Origin of the sequence: Caulobacter sp. CCUG 60055, from assembly GCF_022750545.1 — a bacterium.
Taxonomy (GTDB): domain Bacteria; phylum Pseudomonadota; class Alphaproteobacteria; order Caulobacterales; family Caulobacteraceae; genus PUIC01.
On the sequence record NZ_PUIC01000009.1, the window covers coordinates 103,684 to 126,180 of the forward strand.

General features: G+C 70.8%; 19 protein-coding genes, 1 pseudogene and 1 riboswitch. Of the genes and pseudogenes, 6 read left to right on the plus strand and 14 right to left on the minus strand.

Annotated features, from left to right (window positions below):
• The first annotated feature begins 149 nt into the window (after nucleotides 1-149).
• Nucleotides 150-998, plus strand: a complete 849-nt coding sequence (locus C5708_RS13920; RefSeq protein ID WP_242922047.1) for a hypothetical protein — start codon at nucleotides 150-152, stop codon at nucleotides 996-998.
• Nucleotides 999-1,000: 2 nt separating this feature from the next.
• On the opposite strand, the gene C5708_RS13925 is transcribed toward C5708_RS13920, so the two are convergent.
• The 3 genes from C5708_RS13925 to C5708_RS13935 form a co-directional block, all read right to left on the minus strand.
• Nucleotides 1,001-2,788 (minus strand): long-chain-acyl-CoA synthetase, encoded by a 1,788-nt coding sequence (locus C5708_RS13925; protein ID WP_242922048.1) that lies wholly within the window; start codon nucleotides 2,786-2,788, stop codon nucleotides 1,001-1,003.
• A 98-nt stretch (nucleotides 2,789-2,886) separates the two neighbouring features.
• Nucleotides 2,887-3,924 carry a retroviral-like aspartic protease family protein gene (locus C5708_RS13930; RefSeq protein WP_242922050.1) on the minus strand — a complete coding sequence of 346 codons (1,038 nt, stop codon included), beginning with the start codon at nucleotides 3,922-3,924 and terminating at the stop codon, nucleotides 2,887-2,889.
• A gap of 58 nt (nucleotides 3,925-3,982) precedes the next feature.
• On the minus strand, nucleotides 3,983-4,966 hold the full coding sequence (locus C5708_RS13935; protein ID WP_242922051.1) for an aspartyl protease family protein: 984 nt from the start codon (nucleotides 4,964-4,966) through the stop codon (nucleotides 3,983-3,985).
• Nucleotides 4,967-5,253: 287 nt separating this feature from the next.
• On the opposite strand from C5708_RS13935, the gene C5708_RS13940 reads away from it, so the two are divergent.
• Together C5708_RS13940 and C5708_RS13945 are read left to right on the plus strand one after the other, a co-directional pair.
• Nucleotides 5,254-5,460 (plus strand): hypothetical protein, encoded by a 207-nt coding sequence (locus C5708_RS13940; protein WP_242922053.1) that lies wholly within the window; start codon nucleotides 5,254-5,256, stop codon nucleotides 5,458-5,460.
• Nucleotides 5,461-5,677: 217 nt separating this feature from the next.
• Nucleotides 5,678-6,469 (plus strand): endonuclease/exonuclease/phosphatase family protein, encoded by a 792-nt coding sequence (locus C5708_RS13945; protein WP_242922208.1) that lies wholly within the window; start codon nucleotides 5,678-5,680, stop codon nucleotides 6,467-6,469.
• Nucleotides 6,470-6,731: 262 nt separating this feature from the next.
• Here the strand turns inward: C5708_RS13945 and thiC are convergent, their stop codons facing one another.
• From thiC to C5708_RS13985, 8 genes and pseudogenes are all read right to left on the minus strand, one after another.
• Nucleotides 6,732-8,570: a phosphomethylpyrimidine synthase ThiC gene (gene thiC, locus C5708_RS13950; RefSeq protein WP_242922055.1), complete on the minus strand. Its 1,839-nt coding sequence runs from the start codon at nucleotides 8,568-8,570 to the stop codon at nucleotides 6,732-6,734.
• Nucleotides 8,571-8,581: 11 nt separating this feature from the next.
• Nucleotides 8,582-8,992, minus strand: a complete 411-nt coding sequence (locus C5708_RS13955) for a hypothetical protein (protein ID WP_242922057.1) — start codon at nucleotides 8,990-8,992, stop codon at nucleotides 8,582-8,584.
• A riboswitch (TPP riboswitch) is annotated at nucleotides 8,984-9,111 on the minus strand. (Overlaps the previous gene by 9 nt.)
• 143 nt (nucleotides 9,112-9,254) lie before the next feature.
• A pseudogene (fusA, locus tag C5708_RS13960) lies at nucleotides 9,255-10,133 on the minus strand (elongation factor G); the annotation flags it as partial.
• Between the two features lie 134 nt (nucleotides 10,134-10,267).
• Nucleotides 10,268-11,140 (minus strand): neutral zinc metallopeptidase, encoded by an 873-nt coding sequence (locus C5708_RS13965; RefSeq protein WP_242922059.1) that lies wholly within the window; start codon nucleotides 11,138-11,140, stop codon nucleotides 10,268-10,270.
• A 77-nt stretch (nucleotides 11,141-11,217) separates the two neighbouring features.
• Entirely contained in the window at nucleotides 11,218-11,616 is a 399-nt protein-coding gene (locus C5708_RS13970; RefSeq protein WP_242922060.1) for a hypothetical protein, read from the minus strand.
• Between the two features lie 68 nt (nucleotides 11,617-11,684).
• Nucleotides 11,685-15,224 carry an error-prone DNA polymerase gene (locus C5708_RS13975; protein WP_242922062.1) on the minus strand — a complete coding sequence of 1,180 codons (3,540 nt, stop codon included), beginning with the start codon at nucleotides 15,222-15,224 and terminating at the stop codon, nucleotides 11,685-11,687.
• Nucleotides 15,221-16,810 (minus strand): DNA polymerase Y family protein, encoded by a 1,590-nt coding sequence (locus C5708_RS13980; RefSeq protein ID WP_242922064.1) that lies wholly within the window; start codon nucleotides 16,808-16,810, stop codon nucleotides 15,221-15,223. Before C5708_RS13980 ends, C5708_RS13975 begins: the two co-directional genes overlap by 4 nt.
• Complete coding sequence (locus C5708_RS13985; RefSeq protein ID WP_242922066.1) at nucleotides 16,728-17,405, minus strand: hypothetical protein; 678 nt, start codon at nucleotides 17,403-17,405, stop codon at nucleotides 16,728-16,730. The genes C5708_RS13980 and C5708_RS13985 overlap by 83 nt, the downstream gene beginning before the upstream one ends.
• A 127-nt stretch (nucleotides 17,406-17,532) precedes the next feature.
• Between C5708_RS13985 and tauD the strand changes: the two genes are divergently transcribed.
• Together tauD and C5708_RS13995 are read left to right on the plus strand one after the other, a co-directional pair.
• Nucleotides 17,533-18,393, plus strand: a complete 861-nt coding sequence (tauD, locus tag C5708_RS13990) for a taurine dioxygenase (RefSeq protein ID WP_242922068.1) — start codon at nucleotides 17,533-17,535, stop codon at nucleotides 18,391-18,393.
• Between the two features lie 94 nt (nucleotides 18,394-18,487).
• Entirely contained in the window at nucleotides 18,488-19,054 is a 567-nt protein-coding gene (locus C5708_RS13995) for a hypothetical protein (RefSeq protein WP_242922070.1), read from the plus strand.
• A gap of 33 nt (nucleotides 19,055-19,087) precedes the next feature.
• On the opposite strand, the gene C5708_RS14000 is transcribed toward C5708_RS13995, so the two are convergent.
• Genes C5708_RS14000 through C5708_RS14010 form a run of 3 tightly spaced genes read right to left on the minus strand, consistent with a single transcriptional unit; the run spans nucleotide 19,088 to nucleotide 21,839 of the window.
• On the minus strand, nucleotides 19,088-20,017 hold the full coding sequence (locus tag C5708_RS14000) for a 2OG-Fe(II) oxygenase family protein (RefSeq protein WP_242922072.1): 930 nt from the start codon (nucleotides 20,015-20,017) through the stop codon (nucleotides 19,088-19,090).
• Entirely contained in the window at nucleotides 20,014-20,901 is an 888-nt protein-coding gene (locus C5708_RS14005) for a PfkB family carbohydrate kinase (protein WP_242922074.1), read from the minus strand. The genes C5708_RS14000 and C5708_RS14005 overlap by 4 nt, the downstream gene beginning before the upstream one ends.
• Entirely contained in the window at nucleotides 20,898-21,839 is a 942-nt protein-coding gene (locus tag C5708_RS14010) for a nucleoside hydrolase (RefSeq protein ID WP_242922076.1), read from the minus strand. The genes C5708_RS14005 and C5708_RS14010 overlap by 4 nt, the downstream gene beginning before the upstream one ends.
• A 107-nt stretch (nucleotides 21,840-21,946) precedes the next feature.
• On the opposite strand from C5708_RS14010, the gene C5708_RS14015 reads away from it, so the two are divergent.
• Nucleotides 21,947-22,438, plus strand: a complete 492-nt coding sequence (locus C5708_RS14015) for a molybdopterin-dependent oxidoreductase (RefSeq protein ID WP_242922077.1) — start codon at nucleotides 21,947-21,949, stop codon at nucleotides 22,436-22,438.
• Nucleotides 22,439-22,497 lie beyond the last annotated feature (59 nt).

A 22,497-nucleotide genomic window follows, 5' to 3' on the forward strand; every position in this document is an offset into this window, starting at 1 on the left:
CTTCGGCGAGGCCGGTGCGACAGTCGCAAGAAGAGCCGGAGGCCACAACGGGGCCCGCGAACGGAGAACGGCGTTCGACAACTCCGGGTTGTCGTGACATTCTCGGCCCTGCTGCGGGGGAAGCTGACATGCGGCGGACATGGGTTGGCGTGGGATACGCCGTTCTGTTGACGCTGACGGCCTGCCAGGCGCGGGACGAGGCCAGGCCCAAGCCCCCGCCGGCGAACGAGGCCGCGACGGCCGGAAGGACCGACCTGATCCCCTGCGAGATCATCGGCCGCCGCCTCGTGACCAGGCAGGACTGCGACCTCGCCAACGCCACCGACCACGACGTCAGGGAAGGTCTGGCGGCGTTCAACTGGCCCAAGGAGATGCGCCGCGGCCGGGCCGTCCTGCTGCGGCTGGCGGTGGAGCAGGCGCCGCCTCCCCCGCCGCCCGAGCCGCCCGCCCCGGTCAAGAAGCCTATCGAGAAGGCCGCCGCCCGGCCAGGCCATCCGCACGCCGCGCATGTCGCCGAGCCCGAAACGCCGCCGCCCCCGCCGGGACCCGAGGCGGCGGTGCAGCAGTTGCCTGGCGAGGCGACCCCCTACAAGCCGCTGGTCGGCCGCTACATGTCGGCGACCCTGACCGGCGACGCCTTCGAGATCGTCCCGCAAGGGCCTGAGCACCAGGAGGTGCTCAAGGACAGCGTCACCCACTGGGACTGGCTGGTCACGCCGAAGTCCGGCGGCGACCACGAGCTGACCGTCACCACCCAGGTCGAGTTCAAGGACAGCGACGGGAACTATGTCCCGCTCCGTTTCCGGCCGGAGACGCACGGGATCAAGGTCCAGTCCCCGTGGTGGCTCTGGGTGTGGGACGTCGTCCTGCAGAGCCCGGCCTGGTTCAAGGCCCTGGCCGCCGCCGTCGTCGCCCTGACCGGCCTGGTCGTCGCGCTCGCCGGCCTGCGCCGCGCCATCCGGGGGAAGTCGCCGGCCGACACGCCGGCCGGCCCCTAGGGTCAGATCTTGTAGCCGCCGGCCTGGACCTTTTCGAACACCGACTTGGTCAGCTTCACATAGCCCTTGGCCGGGTCCTTGAAGTAGAGCGGCTCCTTGACCTTGGCCGGGTCGAAGCCGTCCTCGACTAGATCGACCTTGCGGTACTTGAAGGTGCCGGTGGTCTCGATCTCGCGCTTCAGGCGCACGAACAGCGGCCGGGCGTAGGCCGGCAGGTCGCCGTCGACGAAACCGGTCAGGGCGGCGATGTCGAAATCGTCGCCGACCACCAGCGAGGCCATGCCGGCGCGGCCGTCGAGATCGCCGACGCGGACGCCGTAGACATTGGCCTCCTTGACCCCCGGCACGCCGGCCAGGTGCTCGGCCACCTCGCCGGTCGAGACGTTCTCGCCCTTCCAGCGGAACGTGTCGCCCACCCGGTCGACGAAGTAGAAATAGCCCTCGCCGTCCATGCGCATCAGGTCGCCGGTGCGGAACCAGGCGTCGCCCTTCTGGAAGACGTCGTGCAGGACCTTCTTGTCGCTGGCGGCCTTGTCGGCGTAGCCGGTGTAGCTGGAGCGGGCGTCGGCGCCGATATGGCCGATGCATTCGCCCGGCTCGTCGATCCCGGCCTCGACGCAGCGGCCGTCGGCCCCGCGCACCGGCTGCTCGCTCTCGACGTCGAACTTGACGATGCGGATGTTGAAACGACTGCGCAGATAGCCGGGCACGCGGCCGACGGCGCCGACCTTGCCGTCGAAGTTGAACAGCGAGACGTTGCCCTCGGTGGAGCCGTAGAACTCCAGCACGTTGTCGATGCGGAAACGCTGCAGCAGCTTTTCCCAGACGTCGGGGCGCAGGCCGTTGCCGAAGATCAGGCGCAGCTTGGTGTGGCGCTCGCCCTCGGCCTCGGGCTGGTTGACCAGATAGCGGCACAGCTCGCCGATATAGACGAACATCGTGCATTCGTGGGCGTTGACGTCCTCCCAGAAGTGGGTGGACGAGAACTTGCGCCGCAGGATCACCGACGCGCCGTTGAGCAGGGCCGCGCCCATGGCGCACAGGCCGCCGGTGGCGTGGTAGAGCGGCAGGGTCACGTAGATGCGGTCGTCCGGCCGCGCGCCGGTGGAGCCGGCGAAGCCGCGCATGTAGAGCTGCGCCCGCGAATGGGTGATGCGGGCCGCCTTGGGCAGGCCGGTGGTGCCGCTGGTGTAGATGTAGAGGGCGGTGTCCTTGGCGGTCATGCCCTCGCGCAGGGCGCGGTCCGGCCGCAGCTGGCTGCAGCTCCTCAGCGCCATGGTCAGGTCGCGCAGGTCGCCGTGGGCCGCGCCCAGGGTCCAGGCCGTCATCGGCCGGGCCAGGGTCTCCTTGACCGCGGCGAAGGCCTCGGCGGTGTCGCCGTCGACGATGACGTGGGCGGCGCCCGAGATCGACAGGCAGTGGGCCAGCGGCGCGCCGACGAGGTTGTTGTTGATCAGGGCGGTGGCCACGCCGATCTTGGAAAGGCCGTACCAGATCGGCAGGTATTCGGTGCGGTTGGGCGCGACCAGGGCGACGGTCTGGCCCCGGCGCAGCCCGTGCTCCTTGGCCCAGTGGGCGAAGCGGTTGGCGATGGCGTCCAGCTCGGCGTAGGTGACGCTGCGCCCCTCGAAGACGACGGCCGTGCGCGCCGACCACTGGTCGACGGCCGCCTCCAGGTCGTCGCAGACCAGGTTGGGCGAATCCGGCGCGATGGACTTCACCCGCTTCAGCGTCCGCGTCAGGCCGCGCAAAAACCGCCACTCGCGCTGCAACCGCGCCTGAAAGCCCATGCCGCTAACCCTCCGCTGAATTCTCAGCTTTGAAGGTCCGGCCGAGTCCGGTCAAGGCGAGGCATGGCCTCGACGGCGTCTTGGCGCGCCGCGGACGCCTAGCCCTCGGCGCGCGAAACGCTGTGCGCCGCCACGTCGGGAGAGGGCGGACGCACCCCGCCCGGCATCAGGAAACGCACCTCGCCGCGGGCGAAATCGAGGGAGACCCGCTCGAACCGGCTGAGCACGTCGATGCCGAGCAGCAGCGCCGGCCGGCTGTTGAGGTCCCAGAGGCTGAAGGTGTGCAGGTCGGCGAACAGCACCGGCAAGTGGTCGACGCTGAGCCCGCCCATGCGGAAGGACGGCAGGGCGCCGGCTTCGCCGGATATGGTCTGGCCGGTGGCGCTGAGGATCGGCACCGGCAGCCAGACGGTCTGGGGCGAGCGGGCGCCCGCCCGCCGCTGCAGCACCCGGTTGCCGATGGTGTTCTGGGCGCCGGAATCGATGAAGGCCGTCACCGGCACGCCGGCCAGCTCGGTGTCGACCAGGGTCAGCTGGCCCGACCGGCGACGGGCGCTCATGATGATCTCGCGGCGATCCGGCCGGGGTCGGTCGGAGGCCTCGATGCGCATCTCGGCCGCCTTGAAGTCCAGCACCAGCTTCTGGCCGTCGACGCTGTCCAGGCCCAGGAGGCCGGAGGTCCCCAGCGCGGCGGCCGGCAGGACGAACAGGTTGGAGCCGCGCCGGACGCGGTCGCCGACCTGCAGCGAATCGACCGTCACGGTGCCGGCCATCTCGGCGCCGGCGACGCCGTGCAACTCCCGGGCCGCCCCGACCAGCAGCCCGAGCCTGGCCGCCAGCGCGTCGGCGATGACCGAATTGTTGGCCCCGGTGTCGACGACGAACTGATAGGGACCGCCGCCGTTGATGCGGACCGGCACGCTCATGCGGCTGTAGAGGTCGGCCACCGCCCGCAGCGTGGTCGGCGGCACGTACTGCTCGCCGTGCAGATCGACCGGCGGCTCCAGCAGCCGCGTGCCGGTCTGCGGCGCCGGCGGACTGGCGCGCGCCAGACCCGGCGACGCCAGGCCGGGCGAGGCCAGCGCCGCCGCCAGCAGGACCGCAAGCCGCCGCCGCGTCTCGTCGGGATGATCCATCAGCGTTTCCATTCGGGTCCGACGACCTCTTTGTCCCTACTCTACGCCTCCCGGCGGCTTAAAGCAGCCGGACCCGATCCGGGCCTTGCGGCGGCCGGAAACGAACCTCGCTGCGGGCGAAATCGAGGGAGACGAATTCGAACTGACTGAGCACGTCGACGCCGAGCAGCAGCGCCGGCTCCTCCAGCATGTTCCAGATGGCGAAGGTGTGCAGGTCGGCGAAGATGGTCAACAGGTTGCGGACATCCAGCCCGCCCAGCTTCAGCTCGGGCAGCACGGCCCAGTCGCCGTCCATCTGCTGGCCGGTGGCGCTGATGATGGTGGTGCGGCTCCATTGGGTCTTGGGGAACCCGGTCGCGGCGAGGTTGCGCAGGGCCATGTTGCCGATGGTGGTCTCGGCCCCGGAATCGAGGAAGACGGTCATGGGCGCCCGCCCCAGCCGCGCCTTGACCAGGGTGAGCTGGCCCGCCCGCCGCGCCGCCGGGGCGACGAGGTCGAGGCCGCTGCGCCGCGCCCCGCGCGAATCCTCGATGCGGATGCGCCGGCCCTTGAAGTCCAGGGTCAGCCTCTGGTCGCCCAGCCGGTCGACGCCCAGCAGACCGGGACCGCCGACCGCCGCCTGCGGCAGGATCGAGACCATCACCGAACGGTGCATGCGCGCGCCGATGCTCAGGGAATCGACCTGGGCGGTGTCGGCCATCCGCACCCCGACGGCGCCGTGCAGGGGCTGGGGCGGTCCGAGCGGCAGCCGGAGCAGGTCGGCCAGCTCGGTCGAGATGACGGTCTGGTTGGCGCCGGTGTCCACCACGAAGGGAAACGGCCCCGCGCCGTTGACCAGGACCGGCGCGGTCATGCGGCTGTAGAGATCGAGCGCGGCCGCTAGGCTGGCCGGCGGCTCGTAGACCGCGTCCGGCGAGGTCGGGTCGAGGGGAATGCGGCTGCCGGTCGGCGGATCGGGGGAAGCCAGCGCCGCGCCGGCCCAGCCTATCCCCGCCCCGAGCAGGGCGAGCAGACGCCTGCGGCTGTAAGCGGACCGGCTCATGGCGTGGCCCTTCAGGTCCGATCGACCCTGTCTCGATCATACACCCGTCCGCCCCCGGACGACAGATTTGGACGCGGCCTGGGCGAACGCGCCGCAGGGGCTCGCCCGCAACGTGCGAAACCGGAAATTCCCCAGCCCGATCAGGGGCGAAGGCCGCAGACAGGCCGCCTCGCCGATTTGCGTTACGCCGCCGTTTCGGGTATTTCGCGCGACGTCCCGTCCGCCGTCGTCGGAGGGCGGGCGACGTTCCGCCCCTTTCATCCAGGCGTCTTTCGCGAGGATCGCGCATGTTCGAACGGCTGCGTTCGCCCCTGATCGCCAAGTGGCTTTCGGCCGCCGCCGTGGTGGCGGTGAGCTGGATCGTCGGACGCTACGCCGCCGAGGGCATGAACCCGGTTCAATGGATGGGCGGCGCCCTGGCGGTGGCCGGCACGATCGCCCTGGCGGTGATCGTGCGCACCCCCAAGGAAATCTGGGCGATCTCGGAAGACTGATCCGCGCCTCGCGCCCTGAAACGACGAGATGGACCGCGACCGGCAATGCCGAACGGCGGCGCCGAAAGCGGATACGCCGATGGTCTGTCCAGGGTGGAGCCGAGACGCGGCGTAGGTGTAAAGATTCTCGCTCACGACCGACTTGAAAGCCTCATGCCTTCGGCTATCGAGCTCGTTCTATCCTACATGGCCGAGCATCGGGTGGCCCTTGAAGATCATGTGCCTGAACGGTTGGGGCGGAAAGCTTCACGAGCCGCTGCTTGCATACCTGCGCTCGTCCGCTCCCGACATCCTTTGCTTGCAGGAGGTGGTGCATAGCCCTGACAGCGAGAAGGAATGGCTGACCTACCGGGACCGTGACCATGTGTTGCCGCAACGGGCGAACTTCTTCGCCGACGTGGCGGCGGCGTTGCCTGACCACACGGCGCTGTTCTGTCCGGCGGCTCAGGGCGTCCTCTGGGATGAGGACCGGCCTGTCGCATCGCAGTGGGGGTTAGCGACATTCGTGCGCCGCGCCTTACCCATCGCTGAGCAGGCGCAGGGCTTTGTGCACAAGACGTTCTCGCCGTTCGGATACGGCGAGCACCCGAGGTCCCGCAACGCCCATGCGGTGCGGGTTTTTGATTACGAGAAGGCGCGGTTCGTCTGCGTCGCGCACATGCACGGGCTGCGCGATCTCGGCGGAAAGGGCGACACGCCGGAGCGTGTGGCGCAGGCCGAGAAACTGGTGGAACTGGTGCGCAGGACCGCGTCCCCCGATGACGCGCTGATTGTTTGTGGCGACTTCAACGTGGAGCCGGAAAGCCGCACGTTCGAAATCCTCGGCCGGCTCGGCTTGATCGATCTTGTCACCACGCGAGGCTTCGAGAGCACACGGACCTCCCACTACGCCAAGCCCGGAAGGTTCGCCGACTACCTCCTGGTCAACGAGCGCGTTGAGATCGCCGACTTCAAGGTTGTGAAGGAGCCCGAAGTTTCGGACCACTGCCCGCTGGTCCTTGAGCTGTAGGCTCACGGCAGAGGCCCCTTGAGAGGTGGCCCACACTTCCGGTCTGGGTGGGTCATTCGGACCTGGCCGCCAAGCCGCTCTTCGATCCGGCTGCAATCGGCGCTGGCGCCAATACGCGCCTTCCCCCTTCGCGGACGCCGCGCAGGTCTGCTTGGATCGCCGCCGTAAGCCATTGTCGGCTTCGGACCACGCCCGCTCCAGAAAAAAGGAGCGCCGGCCGGACCGACGCTCCTCGTCATGGCTCCGTTGAGGCCGTGAAGCCTCAGCTCTTCTGGCCGATATAGATCTCGCCGCCGGCCTCGTGGAATTTCTTGGCCATCTCGGCCATGCCGGCCTCGGCGACGTCGTTCTGTTTCGCCGCCTCGTCGCGGATTTCCTGGCTGATCTTCATCGAGCAGAACTTCGGCCCGCACATCGAGCAGAAGTGCGCCACCTTGTGCGCCTCCTTTGGCAGGGTCTCGTCGTGGTATTCCCGCGCCGTCTCCGGATCGAGGCCCAGGTTGAACTGATCCTCCCAGCGGAACTCGAAGCGGGCGCGCGACAGGGCGTCGTCCCAGGCGCGCGCCGAGGGATGGCCCTTGGCCAGGTCGGCGGCGTGGGCGGCGATCTTGTAGGCGATCACGCCCTGCTTGACGTCCTCGCGGTCCGGCAGGCCCAGGTGCTCCTTGGGCGTGACGTAGCAGAGCATGGCGGTGCCGAACCAGCCGATCATCGCCGCGCCGATGGCCGAGGTGATGTGGTCGTAGCCGGGGGCGACGTCGGTGGTGAGCGGCCCGAGGGTGTAGAACGGCGCCTCGCCGCAGACGGCCAGCTGCTTGTCCATATTGGCCTTGATCTTGTGCATCGGCACGTGGCCGGGGCCTTCGATCATCACCTGCACGCCGTGCTTCCAGGCGACCTTGGTCAACTCGCCCAGGGTCTCCAGCTCGGCGAACTGGGCCGCGTCGTTGGCGTCGGCGATCGAGCCCGGACGCAGGCCGTCGCCCAGCGAGAACGACACGTCGTAGGCGCGCATGATCTCGCAGATGTCTTCGAAGTGGTCGTAGAGGAAGTTCTCCTTGTGGTGCGCCAGGCACCACTTGGCCATGATCGAGCCGCCGCGCGAGACGATGCCGGTGACGCGCTTGGCGGTCAGCGGCACATAGGGCAAGCGCACCCCGGCGTGGATGGTGAAATAGTCCACGCCCTGCTCTGCCTGTTCGATCAGGGTGTCGCGGAACACCTCCCAGTTCAGGTCCTCGGCGATCCCGCCGACCTTCTCCAGCGCCTGGTAGATCGGCACGGTGCCGACCGGGGTCGGGCAGTTGCGGATGATCCAGTCGCGGATGTTGTGGATGTTGCGGCCGGTCGACAGGTCCATGATGGTGTCGCCGCCCCAGCGGATCGCCCAGACCATCTTGTCGACCTCGTCCTCGACCGAGGACAGCACCGCCGAATTGCCGATGTTGGCGTTGATCTTGACCAGGAAGTTGCGGCCGATCGCCATCGGCTCCAGTTCGCCGTGGTTGATGTTGGCCGGGATGATGGCGCGGCCGCGGGCGACCTCGTCGCGGACGAACTCGGGCGTCACGAAATCAGGGATGTCGGCGCCGAAGCTCTCGCCGTCGCGGATGAAAGCGGCCGCCGCGTCGCGGCGCAGGTTCTCGCGGATGGAGACGTATTCCATCTCCGGCGTGATGATCCCGCGCCGGGCGTATTCGAGCTGGGTGACGCAGGCGTTCCCCTTGGCGCGATAGACGGTGCGCACGTCGTTGAACTGCGGGGCCAGGTGCTTGCCCTGGGCGTGGCCGTTGTCTTCCGGCTTGACCTGGCGGGGGTCGGCCACCGCCTCGACGTCGCCGCGGGCCAGGACCCAGGCGTCGCGCGGCCGGGCCAGGCCCTTGTGGATGTCGATGCTGGCGTTCGGGTCGGTATAGGGGCCCGACGGATCGTAGATGGTCACCGGCGGCTCGTTGGCCGACGGGTGCACCGCAACCTCGCGGAACGGCACGCGGATGTCCGGGAACAGCGCGCCCGGCTCATAGACCTTGCGCGAACCGGGGCGCTCGCCGGTGGGAATGGCGTTGTCGCCCACACCGGCGGGCGCGACGTGCTTGTTCATCTGGAAAATCCTTAACTGGAAGCGGAAGCGCCCCGGAAGCCGGCCCAGGAGAGCCAGGCGCCGAGGGCGATGAAGACCAGGCCGAAGCCGAGCATGGCGGCGGGGGCGGCGACCAGGCCGGCGGTCGCCTGGGCGAAGGGCGTGAAGCCGACCAGCAGCAGCAGTCCCTTCAGGGCGAACAGCCAGCCGACCAGGCTGACGGCGATCTGGGCCGGCGAGCGCCAGCGGTTGTGGACCGCCACCACGACCAGCCCGAACAGCAGCACCAGGAAGCCGGCCGTCATCGACAGGCCGACGTCGCGTTCATAGGCGGCCAGCACGGCGGGCAAGTCGCCGCGCCGAACGGCGACCGCCGCTCCGGACAAAAGCAGGTAAGGCCCGAAAACACGGGCCAGCAGGCGGGTGGCGTCCTGTTGCGCCATGGCGTTCCTCCCTTCGCCGGCATGACCCGGATCAGGTTCGGCGGGTCACGACGCTCCTCATGCGAGGCAGGAGGTCAGCCGTATCTCAGCCCCTTGACGGGACACCCCGGAGAACGGCCGCAGATTAGACGAGACGCCCGGCGGCGACAATGGCGCGACGGCCACGCATGCAAGCAGGTGCGGCCGCTGCGGCTTGAGGTCGGGCGGTCTCGCCCAGGGGAAACGGTCGCCCGCATTGTGCGCGAAGGATAGGGAGCCGTCCTTAGGCGCGCATTCCCACGGCGGGCGGGAGAAAACCGTCCGGCGGCGGCTGCGGAGCTGGTTCGTAGCGATCGTAAGCCATGCGGAAGGTGGCGCGGCCTTCGGTCGTGGACCGCAGAGCGTCGGCGTACCCGAACATGTCGGCGAGCGGGACCACGGCCGTGACAACCGAATCTTGGCCTCGCGGATTTGAGCCGACGATCCGGGCCCTGCGGCGGTTCAAGTCGCCGATCACGTCGGCGACGTACTCTTCCGGAGATACGATCTCCACCTGCATCACGGGTTCAAGCAGCTTAGGTTCAGCTTGGTCGCTCAGCTTGCGGAACGCCTCTCGCGCCGCGATCTCGAACGCCGCCGCGCTCGAATCTAGGTCGTGATAGGCGCCGTCGATCAGTGTCGCCGTAAAGTCGATCACCGGGAAACCGGCCAGAAGACCTGCGTCCTTGGCGGAGTCCAAACCTCTCCTGACCCCGGGCAGGTATTCTTCCAACACTCTCCCGCCGCCGATCCTGCTTTCGAAACTGTAGCCCTTTCCCGGCTGACAAGGCTCGAACAGGATCCTCACCCTGGCGAACTCGCACCCTCGGTCATCTAGCTTCTTGTGGGTGAAGTCGATCTCCGCCTTTCGCCCGAGCGTCTCGCGGTAGGCCACCTGCGGCGCGCCGACATTGACCTCCAAGTTGTAAACACCTTGCAGGACGCTGATCTTGTCGCCGAGCTGAAGATCATCGGCGCCGCCCAGGATGGTCAGGCCGTTTTCCTCGCCGATGGAAAGTCGGATGATCGGATCATCGGCCGCCAGCGCCTTCAATGCGACGCCGAGCTTCTCCTGATCAGCCTTTGACTTCGGCTCTATGGCGATCTCGACCAATGGCCACGGGATGCTGCTCATTCCGACCGAGCCTCCCAGTCTGCGACGTCTTCGAGCAAGTAAACCTCCACTCCGGCCGAGGCGAGGCGAGGCTCGTAGAAGGAGCCCTGCGGGTCAACGGGGTCCGCTAAGGATCTCGATACTTACAAATCCCTGGCGCCGAAGGTGTCGCAGTCGTCCATGTCGCCGCGGCTGTAGCCGGTCTTGAACCACTTCACCCGCTGGGCGCTGGTTCCGTGGGTGAAGGCGTCGGGCACGACGCGGCCTTGCGCCTGCTTTTGCAGGGTGTCGTCGCCGACGGCGCTGGCGGCGCGCAGGCCTTCCTCGATGTCGCCCGGATCGAGCCTGGCCTGGATGTGGTTGGCCCAGACGCCGGCGTAGCAGTCGGCCTGCAGCTCGACCCGCACCGACACGCGGTTGGCCGCGACCTTGCTGGAGCGCACCTCCAGGGCCTGGGCCTGGTCCGACACGCCGAGCAGGTTCTGGACGTGGTGGCCGACCTCGTGGGCGATGACATAGCCGCGGGCGAAGTCGCCGCCGGCGCCGAAGCGGGTCGACAGCTCGTTGAAGAACGACAGGTCGAGATAGACCTTGCGGTCGCCGGGACAATAGAACGGCCCCATCGCCGCCTGGCCGGCGCCGCAGCCGCCGGTCTGGGTCTGGCCGTCATAGACCACCAGGACCGGCGGGGCGTAGGTCTGGCCCCGCGCGGCGAAGATGTCGGTCCACACCTTGCGGGTGGTGTTGAGGACCTTGCGCGAGAACACCACCTCGGCGTCCTGGGCGCCGGACGGGCCGGCGGCTCCGGCCGGCGCCGCCGGCTGCGTCTGGCCGGGCGGCTGGGCCTGTTCGAGCGAACCGAGCAGGGTGCGCGGATCGACGCCCAGCAGCAGGCCGATGACCACCACGGCCACCAGGCCCAGCCCGCCGCCGCCGATCATCATCGGGCCGCCGCCGAACCCCTGGCCGCGGCGATCTTCGAAGTTGGAGTCTTCCTGTTCGTCGTCGAGGCGCATGGATCGCTCCATTGGACCAGGCCGCGCGCGGCGGCCGACCCGTCTTCTTCAGCACGCCCCGGCCGGGCCGATCAAGCTCACTTCGCCGCCGGCCTGACGGCCAGGATCAGCGCGTTGCCGGCGGCGAGGTCGGCCTGTTGCAGCTGCTCCAGGCGGCGGGCGTCGGCCTCCATCTGGCGGTTCAGGTCGTCCTGCACCTGCATCTGGGCGTCGAACTCGCGGTCGAGGGCCGCCGCCCCGGCGAGGTTGGCGGCGCGCTGGGCCTCCAGGTCCTTGACGGCGGCCGTGGTCTGCAGGCGGGCGCGGGCGGCGTCCGCCGCGCGCTGGGTCTCGCCCAGCTGGCGGCGGGCGATGTCCTGCTGCTGCCACGCGGCGTTCTGTTGCGACATGAGCTGCTGCGCGGACGGTTGAGCGGCGACGGGCCGGACGACGGCGAAGGCGGCGACGACGCCGAGGGCGATGACGGCCGGGCGCATGGCGGTCTCCTCATGCTGGCCAGGAGCTTCTGCGGAAATGGCGGCGCGGGGCGGCGGGTTCCAGGCGTTCAATGGAAATCGCGCGACTTCGGCAGCACCCTGACGTCGCGGGGGTGACGATGCCGGAGCAGCTCGCCGCGTTCGGGGGCGGCGTGGCGCGGCCCGTCGGCGTGGGCCATGGGCTGGGACAGGGGCGGATGGGCGGCGGCCTCCGACAGCAGGTCGAGGTCGCCGGTGCGGTCCTCGACGGCGTCGACCACCAGGTGGACGACGGAGCCCTCGTCGTCCGTGGCGCGCTGGATGCGGCCGCGCGCCAGCACCATGCGCGCGCCCATCACCACCGGGCGGAAGGCCTCGAAGGTCTTGGGCCACAGCACCAGATTGGCCACGCCCGTCTCGTCCTCCAGGGTGATGAAGCACACGCCCTTGGCCGAGCCGGGCCTCTGGCGCACCAGCACCACGCCGGCGACGGCCACGCGCCGGCCGTCGGGAAGGTCGGCGATCGCGGCCGCCGGCGAAGCGCCGGCCCGCTCCAGCCGCGGCCGCAGGAACCGCACCGGATGATCCTTCAGCGACAGGCGGATGGTCTCGTAGTCGCAGACCACCTCCTCCGACGGCGGCGGCGTCGGCAGGGCGGCGGGCGGCGTCCCGTCGGCCTCGTCCAGGCCGGCGAAGGCGAACAGCGGCGCGGGCCTGGCGCGCGGCAGCCCCCGCGCCGCCCACAGCCCGCCCCGCCGCGTCAGGTCGAGCGAGCCCAGGGCGTCGGCGGCGGCCAGGGCGTCCAGCGCCGCCGCCGGAACGCCGGCGCGATGCCGCAGGTCGTCCAGCGAGGCGAACGGCCCGCCCTTTTCCCGCGCCTCGGAGATCGCCTCGGCCCAAGCCTTGGAGAAACCGTCGATCTGGCGCAGCCCCAGGCGCAGGGCGCGGGGAGCCTCTCCCGGGACGCTGCGGCCCGGCCGCCGCCAGCGCGACGGGATCGGGGCGGCCGTCGAAACCCCTTCGCTCGGGGCTTCCAACGTGCTGTCCCAGTCGCTGGCGTTGACGTCGGGAGGGGCGACCATGACCCCGTGCTCGCGGGCGTCGCGGATGATCTGGGCCGGGGCGTAGAAGCCCATCGGCTGGCTGTTGAGCAGGGCGGCGGCGAACACCTCCGGATAGAAGCATTTCAGCCAGGACGAGACATAGACCAGGAGGGCGAACGAGGCGGCGTGGCTTTCGGGAAAGCCGTATTCGCCGAAGCCCTTGATCTGCTCGAAGCAGTTGCGGGCGAATTCGGGATCGTAGCCGCGCCCGATCATCCGCCCGACCATCATCTCCTCGTACTGGCCGATGGTGCCGGCGTTGCGGAAGGTGGCCATGGCCCGGCGCAGGCCGTTGGCCTCGTCGCCGGTGAAGCAGGCTGCGACCATGGCGATGCGCATGGCCTGCTCCTGGAACAGCGGCACGCCCAGGGTCTTGTGCAGCACGTTCTTCAACTCGTCCGGCGAGCCGTGCTCCGCCGCCGGAGCAGGATAGTCGAACGCCTTGTCCGGATCGCGCCGCTGTTCGGCGCGGCGGTTGAGATAGGGATGGACCATGCCGCCCTGGATCGGGCCGGGGCGGACGATGGCGACCTCGATGACCAGATCGTAGAACCGCCGCGGCTGCAGCCGGGGCAGCATGGCCATCTGCGCCCGGCTCTCGACCTGGAACACGCCCAGCGAGTCGGCCTGGCACAGCATGTCGTAGACTTGCGGCCGCTCGGCCGGAACCGTGGCCAGATCCAGCACCCGTCCGTAATGCGCGGCGATCATCTCGAACGCCCGGCGGATGGCGGTCAGCATGCCCAGCGCCAGCACGTCGACCTTCATCAGGCCCAGCTCGTCGATGTCGTCCTTGTCCCACTCGATGAAGGTGCGGTCCTCCATGGCGGCGTTGCCGACCGGCACGGTCTCGACCAGAGGCCCCTGGGTCAGGACGAAGCCGCCGACGTGCTGGGACAGGTGGCGGGGGAAATTGATCAGTTCGGCGGTGATCTCCAGCGCCAGGCGCAGGCGCGGGTCGTCGCGCCGCAGGCCCGCTCGGTCGACGTGGTCGTCCTCGACCTTGGCGCCATAGGAGCCCCACACCGTGTTGGCCATGACGGCGGTGACGTCCTCGGTCAGGCCCAGCGCCTTGCCGACGTCGCGGATCGCCGAACGGGGGCGATAGTGGATGACCGTGGCGCAGATCGCCGCCCGATGCCGGCCGTAACGCTCATAGACATACTGCATCACCTCCTCGCGCCGCTCGTGCTCGAAGTCGACGTCGATGTCCGGCGGCTCCTTGCGCTTGTCGGAGATGAACCGCTCGATCAGCAGATCCTGCTCGACGGGATCGACGGCGGTGACGCCCAGGCAATAGCAAACCACCGAATTGGCCGCCGAGCCGCGCCCCTGGCACAGGATGTTCTTCTTGTGGCGCGCCCAGGCGACGATGTCGTGCACGGTGAGGAAATAGGGCGCGTATCCCAGCGTCTTAATCAGCTTCAGTTCCTTGCGCAGGGTCGTGACGACCTGGATCGGAACTCCGCAGGGATAGCGCGTCTTCGCCCCGCGAAAGGCCAGGTGCATCAGCCAGCGTTGCGGCGTCCAGCCGGGCGGCATCGGCTCGTCGGGATATTCGTATTTCAGGTGGTCCAGATTGAACCGGCAGGCCTCGACGATCTCGGCCGTGCGGGCCACCGCGTCCTCGTGTCCCTTGAACAGGCGCCGCATCTCGGCGGCGGACTTGAGGAAGCGTTCGGCGTTGGCCTGCAGCCGGAACCCGGCCCGGTCGATGGTCACGCCCTCGCGGATGCAGGTCAGCACGTCCTGCAGCCGGCGGCGTTCGTGCTGGTGGTAGAGCACGGCGTTGGCCGCGACCAGCCGCGCGCCCGTGCGGCGGGCGATCGCGGCCAGCCGGTTCATCCGGGCGCGATCGTCGCCCCGGTGCAGGGGGCTGGCCGCCAGATAGAGCCGGTCGGGCCAGGCCCGCCGCCAGGCCGCCAGCCGCGCCTCGAAGGCGGCGTCGATCGCCGCCGGCGCCGGAACCAGCGCGATCATGCCCTCGCCCAGGGCGACGGCCTGCTCGAAGTCGAGCCAGCACTCGCCCTTGGGGATGCGGGGTTCGGCGGCGGCCATACCAACCTGTCCTCCCCCGTTCACGGGGGAGGGGGACCGCGAAGCGGCGGAGGGGGCGTCCGCCAGCTCCGAGCCCAGTCCCGCCCCCTCCACCACGCTGCGCGTGGTCCCCCTCCCCCATTCGCATGGGGGAGGACGGGAAGGAGCGTCGCCCTCCGGCTCGGCCACCGCGCTCTTGCCGATCGACAGCAGGCGGCACAGACGGCCATAGGCGGCGCGGTCGCGCGGATAGACGATCAGCTCGGCCCCGTCGCGAAAGACCAGCCGGCAGCCGACCAGCAGCCTTACGCCCTGTTTCTTGGCCTCGGCGTGAGCGCGGACCACGCCGGCCAGGGTGTTGCGGTCGGCGATCCCGAAGGCGGCGTGGCCCAGGGTCTTGGCCTGCATGACCAGTTCGGCCGGGTGCGAACCGCCCTCCAGGAAACTGAAGTTCGAGCGGGCGTCCAGCTCGGCGTAGGCCAGGGTCATGCGAACACCCCGTGCAGCCACCAGGTCGGCTCGCGCGGCGGCTCGCCCTCGGCCGGCGGCGCGTCCTCGCGGCCGTAGAGCCCTTCGCGGAACAGCCAGTAGCGGCGGCCGTCCTGGTCCTCGACGCGGTAATAGTCGCGGGTGCGCGGGGCGCGTTCGGGCCGCGCGGCCGGCCGCCACCATTCGGCCGACAGCCGTTCGGGCCCCTCGGCCCGGGCCACCTTGCGGGCGACCCGCCGCCAGACGAACTGGGCCGGCAAGCCGTCTGGCAGCTCGGCCATGGTCTGGACCGGCTCGGGCGGGTCGAACAGCATCAGGGGCCGCGCCGGGTCGTCGTCCGCGACCGAGACCGCCGCCGCCTCGGGCGAGGCCCTGATCCAGCGTTCGCTGCGTTCGGGCGTCCAGCTCTCGGCCAGGACCGGCTGGCGCACCGCGTCCTCGCCGAGCTTGGCCTGCAGGCGGTCGATCAGGGCGGCCAGGGCGTCGGCGGCGACGACGGCGCGTTCGCCGGTCATCTCGCCCTGCCGCGCGGCCAGCGGCTCGGCGCGGTCGGCGCTGAGCATCAAGGCGTCGGCCCCGAAGCCGAGATCGAGATGCTCCAGCCCCTTCTCGCGCAGCAGCCGCGTCAGGTGGGCCGGCCGGGCGGCCGGGGCGGAAAGGCCCGCCGACAGGCCGACGGCGCGACCGTCGACGCGGAAGGCGGTCAGGGTCAGCCGCCGCGCGCCCTGGCCGTCGCGGTCGAGCTGGCGAGCCAGCTCGCGGGCGAGGTCGTCCAGGCGATGGTCGACGCCGGCCGTGTCGAGCAGCGGCTCGGCGAACACCATCCAGGCGCGATAGACCGGCGGCGGGCGCACCGGGTCCACCGCCTCGCCGGCCGCGCCCAGGGCCTGGTCCAGGCGCTCGACCACCGCCAGGCCTGCCTCGCCGCGAAACCGCCGGGCGAGGCCGGCGCGCGGCAGGGCGTAGAGGTCGCCGATCCGGCGCAGGCCGAAGCGGCCGAGCAGGGTCACGGCGGCGGGCTGCAGGCGCAGGGCGGCGACCGGCAGGTCGGCCAGGGCCTCGCGCGTTCCCCCCGGCGGCGCGATGGTCTCGGGCTCAGGCGCGAACCGGGCCAGGGCCCAGGCCGCGCCCAGGGTGTCGGCCATGGCCACGCGGGCGGGGACGCCCGCCGCCGCCAGGCGCGCGCGCATCTCGGCCAGCAGGGCCGCCTCGCCGCCGAACAGGTGCGCCCCGCCGGTCATGTCGAGGAACAGGCCCTCCTGGCCGGGGAACAGGGCGCAGGTGGCCACGGTGGGGGCGTAGCGTTCGGCCCACAGGGCCAGGCGGCGCAGGGCGTCGCGGTCCTGGTCCGGCCGGGCCGGCAGGCCGATCAGGTCGGGAACCATGGCGCGGGCGTCGGCGTGGGCCTGACCCATGCGCAGGCCGAGCGCCCGCGCGGCCGGATTGAGCGCGGTCAGCACCTGCCTTTGGCCCTCGCGGCCGATCAGGGCGAAGGGCTGGCCTTCAGGCGGCGCGGCGGCGGGTTCGGCGCGCCGGAACGCCGTCACCGGCCAGTCCGGCAGCCACACGGAAACGACCCGATTCATCGTCCTTTTCCAGGGTCCAGGCGCCGGGCGGTCCGTCGCGCCGGCGGGTCAGTTCGGCCGTCAGGCGCGGCGCGCCCGGGGCCTGAGGGTCGAAGGGATGGGCGGCGGACGGAAGGCTAGCGATCCGCCAGCGCCGCCGGGCCGCGCTGAGATCGCCCCCTGGCTGGGCGCGCAGCAGAACGGCCAGGGCCCCGCCGGCGCGGGCGGCGAAGTCGATGCGCCGGGTGGCGACGAAGGACGGGGCCAGGGCGGCCCCGATCGCCCCGGCCACGGCGCCGGACTTCAAGGCCTCCTCCAGCGCCCACAGGGCCTGGGCCTCCTTGTCGGCCGCGATCCAGATCAGGCGCGAGGCCGCCGCCCCGACGACCTGGACCAGGCCTCGCGCGAACGGGCGGCCCCGTTCCCGCCGCCAGGCGGCCGGCGCGACGAAGGCCAGCGGCCGACCGTCGCCGACGGCCAGCCGGTCCAGGGCGAAACCCAGGGCCGCGGCCAGGTCGGCCGGGGCGGCCGCCGCCACCTCCTCCAGCGGACAGACGTCCGCCGGGAAGATTTCGGCCTGGCCGAGGGTCAGCGGTTGCGGGGGCGTTCGGGTCATGCTTGGGAGCTTCTTATGTTCTTATTTTGTTCCATCCTTGACGCCGGGAGTCAAGTTTCACGGAGCGTTTGACAATCGGCCGCCCCCGGTGATCGTTGTTCACGCAAGCAAGATCGGGAGGATCGCCGTGGCGCGTTCCAATGTGCTGGAAGTCACCCCCCTCACCTCGGCCATCGGGGCGCTGCTCAGCGGGATCAACCTCGCCGACGACCTGTCGGACGACCTGATCGGCGACATCCGCCAGGCGCTGCTCAAGCACCAGGTGATCTTCTTCGAGAACCAGGACCTGTCGCCCAAGGCCCAGAGCGCCTTCGCCGCGCGGTTCGGCGACCTGCACGTCCACCCGCTCTACGGCAAGGTCGACGGCAATCCCGAGATCATGGTCATCGACAACCACGTCGACAATCCGACCGACAACAACTTCTGGCACACCGACGTTACCTTCATCGAGACGCCGCCGATGGGGGCGGTGCTGCACGCGCGCCAGCTGCCGCCGGTGGGCGGCGACACCATGTGGTCGAGCATGACCGCCGCCTACAAGGCGCTGTCGCGGCCGATGCAGACGTTCCTCGAAGGCCTGGAGGCGGTGCACGACTTCGCCTACGCCTTCACGCCGCAAGGCCTGGCCGGGTCCCAGGCCGGGGCCGAGCAATACGAGAAGGCCCGCCGCGAGCACCCGCCGGTGCTCCATCCGGTGATCCGCACCCACCCCGAGACCGGCGAGCCGGCCCTGTTCGTCAATTCGGTGTTCACCAGCCGCATCAAGGGCCTGCGCGGCGAGGAGAGCCGGGCGCTGATGACCTTCCTCAACGCCCATGTGCAGAAGCCGGAGTTCGTCGTGCGCTGGCGCTGGACGCCGGGCGCGGTGGCGTTCTGGGACAATCGCTGCACCCAGCACCGGGCGGTCGACGACTTCCTGCCGCACCGGCGGGTGATGCACCGCGCCACCATCCTCGGGGACAAGCCGGCGTTCCGCGCCGCCGCCTGAACGGCTGCGACGCGGCGACCGCTCAACGAACGCTGGTCTTAATCCGGCCGCAAGCGCACAATGGGCCGTCAAGCCCTGGTCATGGGAGAGCCCCATGCGTGCGAGCCTGCCGGCCGTCGCGGTTGTCGCCGCCGCCGTCCTGCTTCATCCCGCCGCCGCCCGCGCGGCCGTCAGCGTCCTCGGCGGCGGCCTGGCCCACGTCTGCTCGACCGCCGCCCTGGCGGGCGAGGCCGACGCCCACGCCCTGGAGGCCTGCACCGACGCCATCGAGGGCGAGCCCCTCGACCCGCACGCCCTGGCCGGCACCTATGTCAATCGCGGCGTGATCCAGCTGCGCCGCCGCGACTTCGACGCCGCGCGCCGGGATTTCGACATCGCCGTCCGCATCGAGCCGACCCTGGGCGAGGCCTATGTCAATCGCGGCGCGGCCCTGATCGGTCAGCGCCGCTACGCCGCCGGCATCGTCGAGATCGACCGAGGCCTGGCCCTCGGCCCCGAGGAGCCGGAAAAGGCCTATTTCAACCGCGCCCTGGCCCACGAGGGCCTGGACGACGAGAAGAGCGCCTATTTCGACTACCGCAAGGCGGTGGAGCTGAAGCCCGATTGGCCCGCGCCGCAGCAGGAGCTGCTGCGCTTCACGGTGACGCGGCCGAACGGGTGACGCCGTGCCCTGCGGGGAATGAGCGGCGGCGGACTATTTCGCCAGGCCGATGGCCCTCAGCCGCTCGGCCAGGAAGTCGCCGGCGGTGATGTCGGGATATTTCGCCCCCTCGCCGACGCAGGACGGCAGGCAGTTCAACGGCGTCGCCGAGCTGGGGTGCATGAAGAACGGCATCGAATAGCGGCTGACGTTCGGCCCTTCGGGATTGACCACGCGGTGGGTGGTCGACGGGATCACGCCGTTGGTCAGGCGTTGCAGCATGTCGCCGGAATCGACGATCAGGTTCGAGGGATCGGTCTCGACCGGCAGCCAGGTCCCGTCGCGGTCGAGCAGTTGCAGCCCCGCCCCCTTTGCGGCGACCAGGATGGTGATGAAGTTGATGTCCTCGTGCGCGGCCGAACGCACCGCGCCGGGCGCGGCGTCGTCCGGCACCGGCGGATAGTGCAGCACGCGCAGGATCGAGGTCCCATGGCGGACCAGCGGGTCGAAATAGGCCTCGTCCAGGTCCAGCTTGGGCGCCAGGGCCCGCAGCAGCTGGCGGCCGGTCTCGTCCAGCCCGTCGAACAGCGACAGGAAGGTCTGGCGGAAGCCGGCGACGCCCTCGGGCCAGACGTTGGGCGGAAAGTCCTCGTCCAGAACCACGCCCTCGGGGACCTCGCGGCCGATCTGCCAGAACTCCTTGAGGTCCGGCAGGGCGTGGTCCTTGGCGTGCTCGGTCCCGAACGGCGTGTAGCCGCGAAGGCCGGCGGCGTGGCGGCGCTTTTCGGCCTCGTCCAGGGCGAACACCCGCTCGGCCATGCCGTAGGCCGCGTCGAGCAGGGCGACGGGAACGTCGTGGTCCTTGAGGATGACGAAGCCGTAGTCCTGCAGCCCCGCCATCAGGGCGTCGGAGAAAGCCCCGCGCGCGGCGGCGTCGCCCTGGGTGAAGGCCTTCAGGCTGAGTTCGGGAACGTGGCGGGTCATGGCGCTTCCATAGCTCGGCCGGCGGCGGCGAGGGACGCCAGGCGCGCCTCGACCTCGGCCCGCGTCGGCAGGGACGGCTGGGCGCCGGCGCGGGTGGCGGCCACGGCCCCGGCGGCGCAGGCGAAGGCCAGGGCGTCGGCCGGCGGCTGCTTCTCCAGCAGGGCGACGGTCAGGGCGGCGACGAAGGCGTCGCCCGCCCCCGTGGTGTCGACGGCGGCGACCGGCGGCGGGGCGGCCTGGGCCACCACCTCGCCGGCGCGGAACAGGCGCGCGCCCTTGCCGCCCAGGGTGACCGCCACCAGGCCGGCGGCGCGGTGCAACGGCGCGCCGTAGAAGGCGGCCTCGGTCTCGTTGACGACGATCAGGTCGGCGCGGTCGAACAGAGCCTGGGGAACCTCGGCGGCGGGGGCCAGGTTCAGGCAGACGAAGCCGTCCGCCATCTCCACCGCCCGCGCCACCGTCTGCACCGGCAGTTCGAGCTGGCAGATCAAAGCCCCTTGCGGCGGCGCGGCCAGCCGGTCCGGCGTCAGGGCGGCGTTGGCGCCGGGCGCGACGACGATCTGGTTCTCGCCTCCCGCCGCGACGGCGATCAGGGCGACGCCGGTGGCGGCGGTCTCGTCGACCGCGCAGGCCGACAGGTCGACGCCCTCGGCCCGCAACAGGGCCAGGGCCTCGTCGGCCAGGCCGTCGCGCCCGACGCGGCCGACCATGCGCACCGCCGCGCCCAGCCGCCGCGCCGCCAGGGCCTGGTTGGCGCCCTTGCCGCCCGGATGGCGGCCCAATGTCGCCCCGGTGACGGTCTCGCCGGGGGCCGGCAGGCTCGCCGCCGTCGCCGTCATGTCGAGATTGATCGAGCCGACGACGGTGATCGCGGGACCGCTCACAGCCGCGCCAGCCTTTCGGTCAGGAGGTCGAACACGCCCTGGGCGTCGACCGCGCTCACCCACAGGGCGTTGGCCTCGTCCGGCGACTTCAGGCGGAACTCGACGGCGGTGTGGCCGAGCGTCAGGGGCGAGGCGGTCTCGACCGACAGGCGGCAGGGCCGGGTGGTGAACAGCTGCGGCGCCAGCAGATAGGCGATGGTGCAGGGATCGTGCAGCGGGCTGGCCGTCCCGCCGACCAGTTCGCGCTCGACGCGGTTGGCGAACACCAGCAGCTCGGCCGCGGCCTTGGCGGCGGGGCGCGGGATGGCGGCGATGGCGGCGAGGCGGTCGTCGGTCGCGCGCACCTGATGGGTGGCGTCGAGCCCCAGCACCACCACGTCGCGGCAGGCCTCGAACACCACCTGGGCGGCGTGGGGGTCGGCGTAGATGTTGTATTCGGCCGAGGCGGTGATGTTGCCGCCCTCGCTGCGCGCGCCGCCCATCGCCACCACCTGGCCGAGATGCGAGGCCAGCCGCGGCTCCAGCGCCAGGGCGGCGGCCAGGTTGGTCATCGGACCGGTGACGGCCAGGGCGACGCTGCCCGCCGGCCGGCTCATCACCGCCTGGACCAGGAAGTCGACCGCATGGCCGGCGGCGGCCGGGGCGGCCGGCTCGAACACCGCCATGTCGCCCAGGCCCGAGGCGCCGTGGAACGCGTCGGCCTCGACGGGGCGGCGCACCAGCGGCCTTTGGCAACCGGCGTAGACCGGCACGTCCTCGCGGCCGGCGATCTGGCGCAGGATGCGGGCGTTGCGGGCCGTCAGCTCGGCGTTGACGTTGCCGGCCACCGTGGTGATCCCGATCAGGTCGAAGACGTCGGGGGCGGCGAAGGCGAGGAACAGGGCGACGGCGTCGTCGACGCCGGGATCGCAATCGATGATGAGGGGGGTTCTGGACACCCCCCATAGTGAAAGATCACCCCCCGGCGCCGCAAGGGGCGCCGCTTGACCGCGAGGCGCGGGTCGGGCGCCTTATGGGCCGGAGCGGAATCGCGGAGAGCCCGATCGTGACCTTGAAAGCCCTGGCCCTGGCGGCCGTCCTCGCCTTCGCCGCCGCGGGCGCCGCGCCGGCGCCGTCCCAGGCGCAGAGCCTCGTCCTCAAGGGACCGGACGGCCAGAGCAAGACGATCGGCGCCGCCGAGCTGAAGGCCATGCGCCGCACCACGGTCAAGGCCGGCTTCGGCGACCACAAGACCTACGAGGGCGTTTCGCTGACCGACCTGCTGGCCGAGGTCGGCGCCCCGTCCGAGGTGCGGCTGCACGGCCCAGCCCTGCGCCAGGTGGTGACGGTCAAGGGAACCGACGGGTTCTGGATTCCCTTGTCGATCGCCGAGACCTCGGCGGGCTTTCGCGGAACGCCGACCATCCTGGCCGACACCGTCGACGGCGCGCCGCTGGCCAAGGAGGAGGCCCCGTTCCGCCTGATCGTCGGCGGCGACCTCAAGGCCGCGCGCTCGGTGCGCATGGTCGCCGAGATCGCCGTGCGCAAGCTGGACTGATCCCTCGCCTTCGCCGGATCGTCATACGCGCCGTCTAAAGCCGGCCCGAACCCTCGGGA